Source organism: Paenibacillus xerothermodurans (genome assembly GCF_002220865.2).
Taxonomy (GTDB): domain Bacteria; phylum Bacillota; class Bacilli; order Paenibacillales; family NBRC-103111; genus Paenibacillus_S; species Paenibacillus_S xerothermodurans.
In genome coordinates, this window is sequence record NZ_NHRJ02000016.1 from 58502 (window position 1) to 75093 (window position 16592).

A 16592-nucleotide genomic window follows, 5' to 3' on the forward strand; every position below is an offset into this window, starting at 1 on the left:
GTCCTGTAGTAGCAGGGCACGCACATGTCACTTGGCATGCACTCGTACAGCAACACACGCTGCCGAACGGCCAAGTAACATAGATTGTAGCGCAGCCCCCCCCTGAGCGCGCCTATGATAGAAAATGCTTGATCGCGGCGGGCAGCTCCGTTTGCCAGAAGCCCCATAGATGCTTGCCCGGCTTTTCCACATAAGTCAGCCGGCAGTTTCTGGCTTCAAGCAGCCGCTTCGTGAGCCTGTTCGCTTCGACAAAATCAAACGTGCCCCGCCCGGTTGACACCTCACGCTCGTCCAACCCGATCAGCATGAAAAGCCGAAGCCACGACAGGTCGGTTTCCTCAGCGGCGCGTGCGCGCGACAGCTCCAAAAAAGCCCCTGACAAGGATATAACATTGGTGAATAGGTGAGGATAATCTAAGGCAATATGCAGTGAGACTGTCCCGCCCAAGGAATCCCCCGCCAAAATACGCTCCTGTGCTCTGGTCCTGACCGGGTATTTTTGTTCGACATACGGGAGCAGCTCCTGTGTGAAAAACCGGCAGTATGCAGCGAATCGCGAGCCCTCAGGCGCATATTCCGATGTTCTCGTCGCGGTATCGACGTCAACCCCCACAATAATGGCAGGATCGACACCTTCGTCATAGATCAGACGGTTCATCTGTGTGGCAATTCGGCCGAAGTTGAAAAATTGTTCTCCATCTTGGCAATAAATAACAGGATAGGACATAAGTTCTTGATACCCGGGAGGCAAGTAGACGCGTACTGAGCGGGGTGCGTCCAAAACTTGAGAAGGTACAAGTTCTTTGACGATTGTGCGTTTGTAATAGATGGATTCATCCATTGGACAAACCTCCCATTGTATTATAATAGTTTTGTAAAAATTTATCATCTGTATTATATGTATTTGCAAACTGTTATATAGCTTTACATAGAAAAAGAGCTTATAATTCCAAGTGTGCGGTTGTGCTGTGCGATAAAACAGGTTTATAATACTACTATAACAGAAACTGCAATTACAAGGCATCAAAATCTATAGCTGAGGTGAATGTACATGAGTAAGCCGTATGAAGTGGCAGCGTCCGAAGTGCAGCCTTTGTCAGTGTTGGCTCCGGATGGCAGCGTGGTGAACGAAAAAGAAATGCCGAAATTGACTGACGATCAATTGAGAGAATTGATGAGACGTATGGTGTTTACGCGCACCTGGGACCAACGGGCTGTCAATTTAACCCGCCAAGGCCGCCTTGGTTTCTACGCGCCGGTGTCCGGACAAGAGGCGACAATGATCGGCAGTGAATTCGCTTTGACTAAAGATGATTTTATCTGTCCGGGCTACCGCGACATGCCGCAGATCGTGTGGCACGGTCTGCCGATGTATCAAGCGTTCTTGTACTCTCGCGGCCACCAGCACGGGGGACAAATTCCCGCTGATGTACATGTTTTGATGCCGCAAATTATTATAGGTGCACAAATCCTTCATGCAATGGGCGTATCCATGGCATTCAAAAAGCGCGGTGAAAAACGGGTAGCGATCACTTACACCGGTGATGGGGGCTCGTCCGAGGGCGATTTCTATGAAGGCCTCAATTTTGCCGGAGCGTTTAAGCTGCCTACCATTTTCGTAGTGCAAAATAACGGCTATGCGATTACAACTCCTTTTTCCAAGCAAACAGCGGCTCCTTCTATTGCACACAAAGCAATAGCAGCGGGTGTGAAAGGTGTACAAGTAGACGGAATGGATGTACTGGCCGTAGTGAAAGCTGTGCAAGACGCGGCTGAGCGCGGACGCAACGGTGAAGGTGCCACTCTCATCGAAGCAATCACTTATCGCTTCCTGCCTCACTCGATGTCGGGAGATGACCCTTCCAAGTACCGGACGAAAGAAGAGACTGCAGAATGGGAAGCGACGAAAGATCCTTTGAACCGCTTCCGCACGTATTTGATGGCCAAAGGCCTGTGGACGGACGAAGAAGAAAATAAAGTGGTAGAAGAAGCTAAAAACACGGTGGCGGAACAAATCAAAAAGGCGGAAGCCGCTGAGAAAATGACGATCCCAGGCTTAATCGACAGCATGTTCGAGCAAACACCGGCTCATTTGGAAGAGCAAAAAGCCGATTATATCGGGTAAGGGGAGGAACAGAAGACCATGGCACAAATGACGATGATTCAAGCGATCAAGGACGCGATGCGTGTCGAGCTTCAACGCGATCCTAACGTTGTAATATTCGGGGAAGATGTGGGTAAGGTCGGCGGAGTGTTTCGCGCGACAGAGGGGCTGCAAGCCGAATTCGGCGAAGACCGCGTATTCGACACGCCACTGGCTGAATCCGCAATTGGCGGTTTGGCAGTGGGACTCGGGGTACAAGGTTTCCGTCCGATTGCCGAGATTCAATTTGTCGGTTTCATTTTTGAAGCTTTCGACCAAATCGTTGTACAGGCAGCTCGTATGCGTTACCGTTCCGGCGGCCGTTATAACGCGCCTATCACTTTCAGAACTCCTTTCGGCGGCGGTGTGAAGGCGGCAGAGTTGCACACGGACCCATTGGAAGGATTGTTGACACAGACACCGGGGCTCAAAGTGGTTGTTCCTTCCAACCCGTATGATGCGAAAGGCTTGTTGATTTCCGCGATCCGTGATAACGATCCGGTGTTTTTCATGGAGCATTTGAACTTGTATCGTTCGTTCCGCGCGGAAGTGCCGGAAGGCGAATATACCGTACCGATCGGAAAAGCGAACGTGGTCCGCGAGGGCACGGACGCTACCATCATCACCTACGGCGCGATGGTTCATACCTCACTGAAAGCAGCTGAAGAAATTGAAAAAGCACGCGGTGCAAAAGTCGAGGTTATTGACCTGCGCACGTTGAGCCCTTTAGACATCGACACGATAGTGGAGTCCGTCAAGAAAACCAACCGGGCGATCGTCGTACAGGAAGCGCAAAGGTCGGCAGGCGTGGCAGCGGAAGTCATCGCCCAGATCAACGAAAAAGCAATATTGCACTTGGAAGCGCCGGTGCTGCGTGTAGCTCCGCCGGACACAGTGTACCCGTTTGCGCAGGTAGAAGACCAATGGCTGCCTAACCCTGCCCGTGTGGTAGAAGGATTGAACAAAGTACTGGATTTCTAAAGACATACCTCATAAGAATACTGAGAACACTCACGAGGTGGGCGAGTGCCGCTGGGTGCAGTGCGCCAATCGGGCTGGACTGCGCCGCGAGGCGGTACAAGCTGCCGATGTGAGGTTAAATACTTAACAAGGCTTGCCGAATCTGCAGCAAGGCCATTCCATTATATCTTACGCGTTGCGGGATTGCGGTGCCTACAACGGCGACATGCTGCAAGTCCTGCACGCCATCCTTAGGAGGTTGCAAACGTGGCCGTATTTGAATATAAGTTCCCGGAGCTCGGAGAAGGGATTCATGAAGGCGAAATCGTCAAGTGGCTTGTCAAGCCAGGCGACGTTGTGGATGATGAAACGATTATTATGGAAGTGCAGAACGATAAATCTACTGTAGAAGTGCCGTCACCGGTGGCAGGCAAAATCGTTGAGATTAAGGCTGCCGAAGGTACCGTGTGCACGATCGGTGATCTGATTGCAACGATCGAGGTGGAAGGCGAAGTGCCTCAGCAAGCGAACCATCCGCACGGCGAAAGCGCACCTGCCGCTCCCGCGGCGGACGCGGTAGCTTCTCCTGAGACGAATCAAGGCGCAGAGTGTGCCGTAGGCGGCTCGGTCGCGGCGAATGTGGCGAACGCGAAGCTGGACACACCGCTGGCAGGCAACGCACCAGCGGGAGCGCCTGCAGCTGGTGCCGCGGATGGCCGCCAGGTGCTGGCAACGCCGAGCGTGCGCAAGCTGGCGCGTGAGAACGGCGTAAATATCGCGCAAGTCAGCGCGACCGGCCGCAACGGCCGTGTGACGAAGGAAGATGTTCTAGCGTTTGCCGAGGGAGGCGGTGTGCCAGCGGCTGCAGCGGCCGGCGAAGCTCCTGCGGCTGAAGCTCCTCGTGCGGCGGCAGCGCCGGTAGCGGCTGCTCCGGGAGAGCGCGTGGAGGAACGCGTTCCGTTCAAGGGCATTCGCAAGGCGATTTCGAATGCGATGATCAAGTCGGCGTACACTGCGCCTCACGTTACGCTGATGGACGAAGTCGACGTCACCCAACTGGTCGCCCTGCGCAGCAGAGCTAAAGCCGCGGCTGAAAAAAGAGGCGTGAAACTGACATACCTGCCGTTCATCGTTAAGGCATTGATTGCTGCGGCGCGGCAGTTCCCAGCAATGAACGCGATGATCGACGAAGAAAATAACGAGATCGTCTACAAAAAATACTATAACATCGGTATCGCTACGGACACCGATAATGGCTTGATCGTGCCGGTCATCCATGATGCAGACCGTAAAAACATCTGGGCTATCGCCGAATCCATCAAAGATCTGGCGACCCGCGGCCGCGAAGGCAAGCTGGCGCCGGCGGAAATGAAAGGCAGCACGCTGTCGATCACCAACATCGGTTCTGCAGGCGGCATGTTCTTCACGCCTATAATCAACTTCCCTGAAGTAGCCATCCTAGGCACCGGACGTATCACCGAGAAACCCGTGGTGAAAAACGGTGAAATCGTGGTGGCGCCGGTTATGGCTCTATCGTTGAGCTTCGACCACCGTATCATTGACGGCGCAACAGCTCAAAACTTCATGAACTACATTAAACAGCTGCTGGCTGACCCAGAGCTGCTCATTATGGAGGTGTAACAAATGGTAGTAGGAGACGCTTCCGTTGAAATAGACGTATTAGTGATCGGTGCCGGCCCTGGCGGTTACGTTGCGGCAATTCGTGCCGCACAGCTTGGCAAAAGTGTACTGATCGTCGATAAATCCGAAGTAGGCGGTGTCTGCCTGAACCGCGGATGCATCCCTTCCAAAGCATTAATTAACGCTGCCCACCAGTATGAGGCGGCTAGCCATAACCAGTCCATCGGGATCTCCGCTGAGAACGTGAAGGTGGACTTCAGTAAGGTGCAAGAGTGGAAGGCCGGCATCGTGAAAAAGATGACAGGCGGAGTAACTCAGCTGCTGAAAGGGAACAAGATCCAGATTTTTAATGGTGAAGCACTATTCATTAATGACCATGAAGCACGTGTCTACAACGACAACGAGACCGCACGTTACAAGTTCAACGACTGCATCATTGCGACCGGCTCCCGTCCGATTGAGCTGAAGGCTTTCCCGTTCGGCGGACGTATTTTATCCTCCACAGAGGCACTCGACTTGAAAGAAATTCCAGAGAGCATGGTCGTTATCGGCGGAGGGTACATCGGCATCGAGCTCGGACAGACTTATGCGAAGCTTGGCACGAAGGTCACGGTGCTGGAAGGCTCCGACACTATCCTGCCGGGATTTGAGAAGGAACTGTCGTCGCTCGTAGCGCGCAATTTGAAGAAAAACGGTGTCGAGGTATTCACCGAGGCGTTAGCGCAGAGCAGTGAACAGACAGACAAAGACGTAACCGTGACGTTCACGGTGAAGGGCGAAGAGAAGAAGGTCACTGCGCAGTATGTGCTAGTGACAGTCGGCCGCCGTCCGAACACCGATGGAGATTTGTCCTTGGAACTGGCTGGCGTGGAACTAGGTGAGCGCGGTCTTGTGAAGATTGATGAGCAGTGCCGTACTAGCGTTCCTCACATCTACGCAATCGGCGATATCGTACCGGGACCGGCTTTGGCACATAAAGCATCGTACGAGGCTAAAGTCGCAGCCGAAGCCATTGCGGGGCAGTCGAGCGTAATCGACTATAAGTGCATTCCAGCCGTTGTTTTTTCAGAGCCGGAGATCGCGAGCGTCGGGCTGAGCGAGACCGAAGCGAAAGAAAAGGGTATCAACGTGACAATTGGGAAGTTCCCATACACTGTTAATGGTCGTGCGATGACCATGAATCAATCTGAAGGCTTCGTTAAGCTGGTCGGGGACAAAGATTCCGGTCTGCTGCTCGGAGCGCAGATTGTCGGGGCGGAAGCTTCCAACCTCATTGCAGAGATGAGCTTGGCTATCGAGTTAGGCGCCACTATCGAAGACGTAGCTCTGACTATTCATGCGCACCCAACGTTGGGCGAAATCACAATGGATGCCGCTGAAGTGGCGTTGGGCCATCCGATCCACGTGCTTGGCCGCAAGTGATTGAACGTGTTGGATGCCGCGGGCGGAAGTGCGAGTGACAGGAATGGCATCGCGGGCTGGTGGATTGACCACGAGGTGGCGCATGGCCACGTCGAACGCAATGAGCGAGGCGGCCGGATGGTATGGCCAGCTAGCGGCGTCATTACGAGTGGCGCATGCTACGCCGGATGAGCGGCGCGCGGCGGCCGGATGGTATGGCCCACCGTGAATAACAGTAGTTTTTTCACTGCTGGCCACCGCCGCTGACACTTTAAGTGCCATACAATGAAAAAACAAGCAAAAAGCCTCTGGCGATAGATGATATGCTCCCCTTTAAGAAGACAGGTTTAATAAATAAACCTGCTGCGTGGAGGGGAGCATGTCAATAGATGCCTGAGGCTTTTTGCTGTGGATTTTTCTTGCACGCTGCCAAGTATCGTTCGGCGAACGCCCGCGTGCACACCATGAAGTTAGCTGCACCCCGCAGAAAAATGCTGTGAGAACGTAGCAGCCCAGCGAACAATCTTATACGCCACCGGATGCGAACAGTACAAATTACTGTTAACGCATTTTAGCTTTTGGGTAGAGCGCTTTACTAATCCGATAAGTATTAACATAACACGCAGCAAGGGGCGGTGAAATGTGTAACATTCAAGAGGTGGTGAAATGTTTAACATTATTGAACAAACGTTGAAGCAAATGAATACGGAGTAACCCGGATCGAAGAGTGTTTTAGACGCTTGTCCTGCGCGCAGGTGTGGATCAGATTGCGAGAAAACACAAACAGTGTCGGCAATCTCTGCATGCATTTAGGCAGCAATGAGTATCAAAACATTATTAGCGCAATTGGCGGTAGACCTTTTATCCGCGAGCGGTCGTTGGAATTTCAAGTGAACGCAGGCATGACTGGCGCGGAGCTCATTGTTTATTTGCACAATATTCGCTCAAAGTGCGCAAATTTTAAAAGGGTTGGCACCGGATGATTTGGACCGGCCGGTCGAAATCCATTTTTCACAGCTTGACTGGAACCGGATGAAACAGCGTGATGTGACGGAAGAGGGAGACGCGACATTTAAAACCTATCCTTCTATTTCGGCGCTGTTACTTCATGTAGCCCAACATTATGGTTATCACACAGGGCAGATCGTGTTCATAACTAAGGTAATGCATTCGCAATCCGCTAGTGATTACGGCTTCTAGCCACTGATTAGCGGCAGCTTGCAGCCCACGCGGTTGAATCATTGCGGAATGCTTTCCCACCATTGACCGCATTCTAGTGGGCGCTCAGCGTCTAGCAAGAACTACGTATTTGCCGGTCTACCTTGGGGCGCATTTATCTTTTTTGTGCCGGTTGGATTGGTCCGGGTTTTTCCCGATTGCGGCTTCTGCGTTTTGATTGGACTCGTCTGCATTTTCGCCGGTTTCACCGCTGGTTTGGTCAAAGCTGGTTTGACCGGAGCAGCCTCCATTTTTGGTGTTTGGGCCGGTGGTTTAGCCGTCTTTAACGCGGATTTTTTTGGAATACTGCGCTGTTTTGTCCGGTTGGCCGTAACAGTTGTCTCTTGTGAGAGAACCTCGAGAGTTTTGGTTACCCGATCATAGCGCAGCTTGAGCTGTTTACCGGGACTGAGAGCGAATTCAGACATGCGCCCGGGGCTGAGCCTGAGGTCTGTATCCAGCTGATTAGGCGGTATGTTTAATTTTAGTGTGCTGCTGAGGTTGCCCCGGCGTAACGTGATCACAGTGTTTTTCTTGTCAGGCATACCCAACCAGCATAGCAGTGTGTATCCGATGACAATGGTGTCCGTCCGACTTTTTGGCTCGGCGTAAACAATCCCCTCTGCCTCACTCGTATTAATAGGCTGCATCTGAATAAACAGATGCTCCCCTTCATCGGTTTCCAGCGAATATCGGCTTCCATGTCGAATTCCTAATCGTGCTGCCGTGATGGCGTCGATCTCCATGTAATCGAAAGAATATTCTGTTTCTTCTTCGTGGGTGGCTTTAACCTCTATATGTGTGTTCCCCCGGCTTAGGGTAACTGTGCTGCCATCACGAATGAGATGCAGATCGTTAGGCAAGCCGCATCCGCCATTAACGACGAGCACAATGTTGTTTTGGTCCAACTTTTTCGAGACATATACGTCCACGACGCCTTTTGCCACGACTGTCACTCCCCAATCATCATTTGACATACCGTACACATGTCATTTAACATATGCTGGAATAAGACACGTTGCTTGTACGGATGTACCCGAGGGTAGAAGCCACGCACATACGGAAAGGAAACTGGTGCCCGCATGAACAAACAGAATATTCTGAATGAGGCGGCTCGTTTTGTGAAACAAATGTTGGGAAATGATGCGAGCGGGCACGATTGGAGACATATCGAAAGGGTGGCTCGGACGGCACACATGCTGGCCCGTAAAGAAGGCGCCGATGAATTCATTTGTCAGCTAGCCGCTCTGCTGCATGATGTTGCGGATGAGAAATTGCGTTCGTCCGAAGAGGAGGGACTGGCTGAGGTAAGCGCATGGCTGTGTGCCCATGGCGTGGAGGAATCTGTGCGGGAGCATGTTGTGCAGATCATCGCGACGATGTCTTATAAAGGGGGACATAACAAACCGGTGACGACCGTCGAAGCGCAGGTGGTACAGGATGCGGATAGGCTGGACGCGATTGGCGCGATAGGAGTTGCGAGGACGTTCGCGTACGCAGGCGCAAAAGGACATCTGATGTATGATCCGGATTCGCCTTTTCGGCAGCACATGTCTCATGAGGAGTATAGGAGCGGGAGATCGACGGCTGTGAACCATTTTTATGAAAAGCTGCTGAAATTGCGGGATTTGATGAACACCGAAACTGGCAGACGGATAGCAAACAGACGCCACCGATTCATGGAACGGTTTCTTGATCAGTTTTATCTGGAATGGGATGGGCGGGATATGGACTAATCAACGTAATTTCATGGGCACGCACGACACTGAGGCTGAGCGCAGCCTCTTTTTTGTGTACAGGTATTAGCCTTTCACCCTTTGCGCCGGGATGGATACTGCAGCGAGTTTATCCACGCTGGCGCGCACTACCACTCCGGTAAAGATGTAATAGATCACAGAGTAGATGCTGCTCCATTTGAAATAAACAACCAGTTCCATCCAGTTTGCAAACGGCTCGCCGATAAAGGCATATATGAAGGTCATGCAGCCTAAGCCGATCAAGTACGATTTCCATGTCAGACAAAACTGGTATAACAGCATGTAAGCCACCGGCACCACAGATAAATCGAAAGGCAGAGCACCCGGCAAGAGCGGCACGATTTCGACGGGATAGTCCCAAAAATTAAAATTATACCCGACCCAATCATGGAGGGTTGTTAAGATGATCACTATCGTGCCAACCAACACCGTTTCCAAAAGTCTGTGTTTCCTGGCAATCTTCAACCATAGCACCCATGGTAAAATAAGGAATGCCAGCAGCAGCCACCATTGCAGCGAAAGAAAGCCGTAGTTCAGAAAAGAATCCATGTTAGTTTGAACGAGTTCGTTAATCAACCGGCGCTGCCGAGCAAAGTTTTCCAGTTCATCACTCACGTGTTTTTCACCGCCTTTTTCACCGGGTTATTTGCTAGCATCAACCGTGGCTTCAATTATATACATGGGAAGTCGCACATACGGCATGTGTGGGCGAACACGTAGGTCTGGTTCGGGGTGCATAAATAGGCAAACGATGGAGATAGTACTCTTAAGCAGTAAGAAAACCAAAGGAGTGATCCCCTATGCCATTTGGCGCGCACGAGACGATGGAAGTTAATGAGATTTTACTGGAAAAAATCACGATGGTCACCCTCTTCAACATTTATGCGAGGGAAACGAACAATCCACGGCTTCAGGATATGATCGCACGGCATCAGCAGGAGGAAATCCGGTCGTACAACGTGCTTGTGGACTATACGCATGATTACAACCGCTTTTCTCCTATTCCGCCGAACACTAACATCAGAGGTGTTACCCCTCGGCAAATACAATACGGCGTCAACAACCCGCCCCAATTCGCACCGCAGGCCGATACGGCCATGAGTGATTGGGAGGTTGCCACAGCTATGCTGATTTGTCACAAGAACGCTGCACGCAACGGGATGTGGGCTGCCTTGGAGAGCGCGGATCCGAACCTGCGCCAGTTGCTGTTAAACAGCGCGAATAACTGTGCCAATCAGGCGTACGAAGTCTTTTTATTCATGAATGACCACGGTATGTATCCGGTGCCGACGATAGCTGACAACGGGGCGAAAACGTTCCTGCACAGATATCAACCGGCGGAGCCGAATTTGATGGCACGGTACAACGTACCGGGAGGGCAAGATGGACGCAACGCAGGCGGATATGCCGGAGGATATAACGGCGCAAACGCCGGTGCGGCAGGGCAAGGAGCGGCATATGGCGGTGCGAACGCCGGTCAGGGCGCGCCGGGAGCAGCCTATGCCGGAGCGGCTGGCGCCGGTGCTGCTGGAGGGCAGTCGGCAGGCTATGACGGCGGCAACACGGGCGCAGCAGGCCAAGGCCAAGCCGCAGGTTACGCGGGTGCCGGTGCCGGCATGAATGCAGCGGCAGCGGATGGAGCGAGCATGGCGGCGGGCGCACCGGCAGCAGGCGCTGGAGCAGCGGGCGCGGCGCCGGGAGCGGCAGCAGCGGATGGAGCGAGCATGGCGGCGGGCGCACCGGCGGCAGGCGCTGGAGCAGCGGGCGCGGCGCCGGGAGCGGCAGCGAATGGAGCGAGCATGGCAGCGGGCGCACCGGCGGCAGCGGATGGAGCGAGCATGGTAGCGGGCGCACCGGCAGCAGGCGCTAGAGCAGCGGGCGCGGCGCCGGGAGCGGCAGCGAATGGAGCGARCCTGGCAGCGGGCGCACCCGCGGCAGGCGCTGGAGCAGCGGGCATGAGCGCGGCGCCGGGAGCGGCAGCGAATGGAGCGAACATGGTAGCGGGCGCACCGGCAGCAGGCGCTGGAGCCGCGCCGAGAGCGGCAGCGGATGGAGCGAGCATGGYAGCGGGCGCACCGGCAGCAGGCGCTGGAGCAGCGGGTGCTGCGCCGGGAGCGGCAGCGAATGGAGCGAGCATGGCAGCAGGCGCTGGAGCGCCGGGAGCGGCAGCGAATGGAGCGAGCATGGTAGCGGGCGCACCGGCAGCAGGCGCTGGAGCAGCGGGTGCTGCGCCRGGAGCGGCAGCGGATGGAGCGAGCATGGCAGCGGGCGCACCGGCAGCAGGCGCTGGAGCAGCGGGCGCGGCGCCGGGAGCGGCAGCGAATGGAGCGAGCATGGCGGCGGGCGCACCGGCGGCAGGCGCTGGAGCAGCAGGCGCGGCAGCGGATGGAGCGAGCATGGCAGCGGGTGCACCGGCAGCAGGTTACGGCCCAGCCGGCATGATGGGCATGGACGGAGCGAGCATGGTAGCAGGTGGACCGGCAGCGGGCTACGGCAGAGCCGGCATGATGGGCTTTGACGGTGCCGGCATGGCGGCGGGTGGACCTGCAGCGGGCTATGGTAGAGCCGGCATGATGGGCTTTGACGGTGCCGGCATGGCGGCGGGTGGACCTGCAGCGGGCTACGGCGGAGCCGGTATGATGGGCTTTGACGGTGCCGGCATGGCGGCGGGTGGACCTGCAGCGGGCTACGGCGGAGCCGGTATGATGGGCATGGACGGAGCGAGCATGGCGGCGGGTGGACCTGCAGCGGGCTACGGCGGAGCCGGTATGATGGGCATGGACGGAGCGAGCATGGCGGCGGGTGGACCTGCAGCGGGCTATGGTAGAGCCGGTATGATGGGCATGGACGGAGCGAGCATGGCAGCAGGTGGGGCGGCAGCGGGCTACGGCGGAGCCGGCATGATGGGCATGGATGGAGCGCGCATGGCAGCAGGTGGGCCGGCAGCGGGTTACGGCGCAGCCGGCATGATGGGCATGGATGGAGCGCGCATGGCGGCGGGTGGACCGGCCGCGGGCTACGGCGCAGCCGGCATGATGGGCATGGATGGAGCGAGCATGGCGGCGGGTGGACCGGCCGCGGGCTACGGCGCAGCCGGCATGATGGGCATGGACGGAGCCAGTATGGCAGCGGGCTACGGCAGAGCCGGCATGATGGGCATGGGCGGAGCGAACATGGCAGCAGGTGGGCCGGCAGCGGGTTATGGCGGAGCCGGTATGATGGGCATGGACGGAGCCGGCATGATAGCTGGCGCACCGGCAGCTGGTTATGGCAGAGCCGGTATGCCGGGCCAAGCAATGGGCTATGGCGCAGCGGGCATGGGTGCCGGCCGGTCAGCCGCAGGCTTTGGCGCAGCCAACATGGGAGCAGCAGGCCAAGCTCCAGGATATGGTGGAGCCAACGCGGGAGCAGCAGGCCAGAATGACGGCAATGCGGGCAGGTCCGCGTACGCCAGTGATTCGATTGCTTATGCCGATGGCGCCGCAGTGGCAGGCCGCGGGATGGGCGTGAACTTCTTGACAGGCGCGCCGGTGCAAGGCTTGAGCAACGCGAACGCGGGAGGCGGACAGGCTGGAGCAGCCGGCCGGACGGCTTCCGCAGCGCCTAATGCGGCAGGCGGTGCCGCGTACGGCAACCGGAACACGCAATAACGCTGCCGAGATAACCTAGCTTAAATCAGCGTAACAAGAATATGCACGACATTCACCGGTATCCTTGAATTTGAAGGGTACCGGTTGCTTTTTTATCCAGCGGCCGTGAGCTGCCCTTGTATGCTGCGAATCCGTTGGGGTGTTGTGTCGGGCGATGTCGGCTTATGCCGTTTGCTTGTTGCGCCTTATCACAGGTATCTTGCGTGAGCATAAGGTTTAGCGAGCATGATAGCGGGCGCACCGGCAGCTGGTTATGGCAGAGCCGGTATGCCGGGCCAAGCAATGGGCTCACTCCCTTCTGCTTTCCTGGGCCAATGGATTTCCCGTATAATGGTAATACAATGGCGTCAACATTCGGTGCCTTATAAAACTGATATATTCGCCCGTTACGGGGAACCAAGCCGGAAGAGAGCAGCCAGCGGTATCTGACTCACACGGTGGCGTCTAGGGGGGGGTACCGTCGTTTGAAAGGGTTTTCTTTTTCGCTCAAGCAGGCATATAATAACCTAAAGATCAAGCATAAGGTGTTTGCCCTACTTGCGCTCATCATGGGTGTCTGCTTTTTAACCACCCATTTTTCACTGCAGTACGCCTACTCTATCTATGATGAACAGCTGTACTCGCAATCGTCGCAGCTTCTCAATCTATCATCGACCGGCATAGAGAATGAGTTAAAGAAGCTCGATCGGCTCTCGTATACCATCGCGACAGATCAGCAGATTCAGAATCTTTTGCTGTCCATCCACGACGAGACGCCCGAGTTTGAGAAATACCGGCTTCGTGCGCTCATAGCGGACAAGCTCATTAGGTATGCCGGCTATGAGAAATACATTTTTTCCATAGAAGTAGTCGACAGGCTGGGGCAGCAGGCCACCGCTGGGCAAACCTCCAGCGCTGCAGCTGCAAAACAGCAGTTTATCCTGGATGAAGCCGCGGAGGGTTCCGGGGGCACCCGGTGGATTATCCCCGATACACAGGACCCTCACCTGATAGCGGCACGCGAAATCCGCAATTACCAAAATCTCGAGCTGAACAGACTCGGCACCATGACCGTCCGTATCAAGTTGGACGCCATTGTCGAAGATGTGCTCGAACGCGCCGAGCTGCGGTATGGCGAGATCAGGATTGCGTCCGACCGCCACGTTATGTATCCTTTGCGGCTGGACCACGGGGCGACTACCTACACGCCTGAAGAACAGACGTTGGGTGAGAGATACGCGATCAGGCAGCTGAACGACCGGCGCTATTTTGTTACACAGATCAAATCAGACTATCTTGGTTGGACATATCATAGTGTCATTCCGTTCGACCAAATTTTCACAAAAATTATTTTGATGAAAAACCTGCTGTTCGCCGGATTTCTTGTGAGTCTGCTCCTTGTGATGGCGTTAGCGATTAGGTTTGCCAAAGGCCTGACTCAACCGATTGAGGATTTGATCGGAAGAATGAAGCAGGTGCAGAAAGGGAATTTCAGCTTGGCGGACATGGAGGCTGCCGAATCCGCCGCGCCTCAGATGGATGAAGTAGGCCAGCTGCGGCGAACGTTTCGTATGATGGTTCAACAAATTAACGAGCTGATCACCGAAAACTACGCAAAGCAGCTGACGATCAAGGAAACGCAGTTCAAAGCGCTGCAGGCACAAATTAATCCTCACTTTCTGTATAACACGCTGGAATCGATCAACTGGCTGGCGAAGGCGAACGGACAGCCTAAAATATCGCAGATGGTGGAAGCTCTAGGATTTCTGCTCAGAAGCTCTGTTAATATAAAGGAAACTTTAATAACGGTGGAAGAGGAACTGGCTATCGTCATAAATTACATTACGATACAAAAGGTCCGCTTTGAAGAACGACTCATTTTCGAGATGCAAGTTCCTGCCGGGGCACAGTCTCTTTTGATCCCGAAGCTCACGCTGCAGCCCCTTTTGGAGAACTGTATCCACTACGCGCTCGAGACCATGCTGGAGCCGTGTCATATTCGAATATCCTGCAGGACCGAGCCCGGTCGGCTGATTCTAATAGTGCGAGATAATGGTCCAGGAGTGGACACCGAGACCTTGGATCGCATCAGGAGAGGTGAATCGAGCACCCGCGGCAGCGGCATCGGACTGAAAAATATCGAGGAACGGATCGTACTGGCGTTTGGAGAAGCGTATGGCCTGAAGCTGGACAGTGCACCAGGAGGGGGATTCAGCGTGTCCGTGATTATTCCAGATGAAAAGAGGGATCGCCATGTTTAAGGTGCTGTTGGTGGATGATGAACGAATTATTCTAGACGGCATTTCCAATGGAGTCGACTGGGAAGCGGCGGGAACGGTGCTTGCCGGAACGGCGCGAAACGGTATTGAGGCGTTGAGCAAGGTTACGCAGGAGCCGCCGGACATTATCATCAGCGACATACGTATGCCGGGCATGGACGGTCTCCAGCTGGCGGAACGCATATCGCAGAGCTATCCGGACATCAAACTGGTTCTGCTGTCGGGCTTCGGCGAGTTCGAGCATGCGCGCTCAGCGATGCAATACGGCGTGAAACAATATTTGCTCAAGCCATGCAACGAAAACAAAATCATCGAGGTGCTGCATGAACTGGTTGCGGAGCTTGAGCAGAACGCGCAGCGCGAGCAGTTCGTCCGGCAAATGAGGGATGGCTTGGACAAAGTACTCCCTCATGCCAAAGAACAATTCCTCCGTGAGTTCGTCACCAATAAGACGTACGGCGACCAGGATTGGGAATATTACCGCACACTGTTCGGGCTTAATCTGGACAACCCGCAGGTTCGTCTGATTTTATTTCAGTTAGAGGGCGCGTTTGAGTTTGAGCATATGTTTGCCGTAAAAAATATCGCAGAGGATTTACTTGACAACACAGTGTTAAGCTGCACGGTGGGCAGGCAGGTGCTCATTGTGGTGGAGGATACGATGGAGCCGGCGGGACTGCTTGAGCGTATCACCCAAATCCGTCAGACATTCCTGCAATATTATAAAATCGGCCTGACCGCTGCGATCAGTGAGGCGGATCATATGACTCGGGCAAGAGTGCTGTATCAGCAAAACCTAGAGTGCCTGAATCACCGGTTTTATCTGGGCGAGGGCAGCTTGATCACCCAACGCGACATCGTAGAAGTCGACAAGCCGGCTTCAAACGAGCTTATCTTCGACGAAGATCATCTGATGCTGCAAATTAAAACGGGCTGTTGGGAGGAAGCGAGCGATCAAATCGACCTATTCTTTCAAAAGGTGGCTGCTCTTCGTTTAGATATACCTACGGCGAGGTCGTATGTGATTCAGCTGTTTATGGCTATCATTCGGCTCGGTGATTCCGATGCTATTGACCGTGATCTGGATAAATTAATCACGTTGTCGAGCTTGGACACGCTGCAAACGATACAGACGTTTTTTAAGGAAACGGCTCATCATATAGCGCTGCAGCACTACGAGAAGACCAAAAATAAACATTGCATCATCGTGCATCGCGTATTGGATGTTATCAACGAACACCTGGGTAATCCCGAACTGTCTCTGAGCTGGGTCGCCAATCAAATGCTGTATATGAACTGTGATTATTTGGGCAAATTGTTCAAGAAAGAGACCGGTGAGAAGTTTTCGAATTATGTGATGAAGGCCCGCATGGCCAGAGCCACTGAATTGATCGAGCAGAAATCCGATATCAAAATTTTTGAGTTGGCGGAGCAAACGGGCTTCGGTGACAATCCGCAGTACTTTAGTCAGGTATTTAAAAAATACACCGGCCGTCCTCCATCGGAATATATGAAAACCAACTGACTTTGTCTGTTTTTTAAACAACGATCACGGTTTTTTACA

The 16592-nt window shown here is 54.2% G+C and carries 12 protein-coding genes; 9 read left to right on the forward strand and 3 right to left on the reverse strand.

Translation table 11 applies throughout. The features are described 5' to 3' along the window. Positions 1 to 112: 112 nt before the first annotated feature. On the reverse strand, positions 113 to 841 hold the full coding sequence (locus CBW46_RS18300; protein ID WP_089201415.1) for an alpha/beta hydrolase: 729 nt from the start codon (positions 839 to 841) through the stop codon (positions 113 to 115). Between the two features lie 210 nt (positions 842 to 1051). On the opposite strand from CBW46_RS18300, the gene pdhA reads away from it, so the two are divergent. The 5 genes from pdhA to CBW46_RS18330 all read left to right on the forward strand — a co-directional run bounded on the left by pdhA (position 1052) and on the right by CBW46_RS18330 (position 7345). Beyond that, entirely contained in the window at positions 1052 to 2125 is a 1074-nt protein-coding gene (gene pdhA, locus CBW46_RS18305) for a pyruvate dehydrogenase (acetyl-transferring) E1 component subunit alpha (RefSeq protein ID WP_089201416.1), read from the forward strand. 18 nt (positions 2126 to 2143) lie between these two features. Beyond that, positions 2144 to 3124, forward strand: a complete 981-nt coding sequence (locus tag CBW46_RS18310) for an alpha-ketoacid dehydrogenase subunit beta (RefSeq protein WP_089201417.1) — start codon at positions 2144 to 2146, stop codon at positions 3122 to 3124. A 246-nt stretch (positions 3125 to 3370) separates the two neighbouring features. After that, positions 3371 to 4744 (forward strand): dihydrolipoamide acetyltransferase family protein, encoded by a 1374-nt coding sequence (locus tag CBW46_RS18315; protein WP_089201418.1) that lies wholly within the window; start codon positions 3371 to 3373, stop codon positions 4742 to 4744. A gap of 3 nt (positions 4745 to 4747) precedes the next feature. Then, positions 4748 to 6166 (forward strand): dihydrolipoyl dehydrogenase, encoded by a 1419-nt coding sequence (gene lpdA, locus CBW46_RS18320; protein ID WP_089201419.1) that lies wholly within the window; start codon positions 4748 to 4750, stop codon positions 6164 to 6166. Between the two features lie 900 nt (positions 6167 to 7066). After that, positions 7067 to 7345 (forward strand): hypothetical protein, encoded by a 279-nt coding sequence (locus CBW46_RS18330; protein WP_133254014.1) that lies wholly within the window; start codon positions 7067 to 7069, stop codon positions 7343 to 7345. Positions 7346 to 7446: 101 nt separating this feature from the next. Here the strand turns inward: CBW46_RS18330 and CBW46_RS18335 are convergent, their stop codons facing one another. Beyond that, the gene (locus CBW46_RS18335) at positions 7447 to 8310 is read right to left on the reverse strand and encodes a hypothetical protein (RefSeq protein WP_089201422.1); all 864 of its coding nucleotides are present in this window, start codon (positions 8308 to 8310) and stop codon (positions 7447 to 7449) included. 135 nt (positions 8311 to 8445) lie between these two features. Between CBW46_RS18335 and CBW46_RS18340 the strand changes: the two genes are divergently transcribed. Beyond that, complete coding sequence (locus CBW46_RS18340) at positions 8446 to 9099, forward strand: HD domain-containing protein (protein ID WP_089201423.1); 654 nt, start codon at positions 8446 to 8448, stop codon at positions 9097 to 9099. 66 nt (positions 9100 to 9165) lie between these two features. Here CBW46_RS18340 and CBW46_RS18345 read toward each other — a convergent pair whose 3' ends face one another. Next, positions 9166 to 9735: a CBO0543 family protein gene (locus CBW46_RS18345; RefSeq protein ID WP_089201424.1), complete on the reverse strand. Its 570-nt coding sequence runs from the start codon at positions 9733 to 9735 to the stop codon at positions 9166 to 9168. A gap of 185 nt (positions 9736 to 9920) precedes the next feature. Between CBW46_RS18345 and CBW46_RS21540 the strand changes: the two genes are divergently transcribed. From CBW46_RS21540 to CBW46_RS18360, 3 genes are all read left to right on the forward strand, one after another. Beyond that, positions 9921 to 12770, forward strand: coding sequence for a spore coat protein (locus CBW46_RS21540; protein ID WP_089201425.1), 2850 nt, complete (start codon positions 9921 to 9923; stop codon positions 12768 to 12770). A 464-nt stretch (positions 12771 to 13234) separates the two neighbouring features. Beyond that, positions 13235 to 15010 carry a cache domain-containing sensor histidine kinase gene (locus CBW46_RS18355; RefSeq protein ID WP_243633391.1) on the forward strand — a complete coding sequence of 592 codons (1776 nt, stop codon included), beginning with the start codon at positions 13235 to 13237 and terminating at the stop codon, positions 15008 to 15010. Further along, a complete protein-coding gene (locus CBW46_RS18360; protein WP_089201426.1) occupies positions 15003 to 16553 on the forward strand; it encodes a response regulator in 1551 nt (516 codons plus the stop codon). Before CBW46_RS18355 ends, CBW46_RS18360 begins: the two co-directional genes overlap by 8 nt. Positions 16554 to 16592 lie beyond the last annotated feature (39 nt).

Bases quoted from the DNA above. Each gene is read 5' to 3' on its own strand.
- CBW46_RS18300 (WP_089201415.1), bottom strand. From the start codon at position 841: ATGGATGAATCCATCTATTACAAACGCACAATCGTCAAAGAACTTGTA.
- pdhA (WP_089201416.1), top strand. From the start codon at position 1,052: ATGAGTAAGCCGTATGAAGTGGCAGCGTCCGAAGTGCAGCCTTTGTCA.
- CBW46_RS18310 (WP_089201417.1), top strand. From the start codon at position 2,144: ATGGCACAAATGACGATGATTCAAGCGATCAAGGACGCGATGCGTGTC.
- lpdA (WP_089201419.1), top strand. From the start codon at position 4,748: ATGGTAGTAGGAGACGCTTCCGTTGAAATAGACGTATTAGTGATCGGT.
- CBW46_RS18340 (WP_089201423.1), top strand. From the start codon at position 8,446: ATGAACAAACAGAATATTCTGAATGAGGCGGCTCGTTTTGTGAAACAA.
- CBW46_RS18360 (WP_089201426.1), top strand. From the start codon at position 15,003: ATGTTTAAGGTGCTGTTGGTGGATGATGAACGAATTATTCTAGACGGC.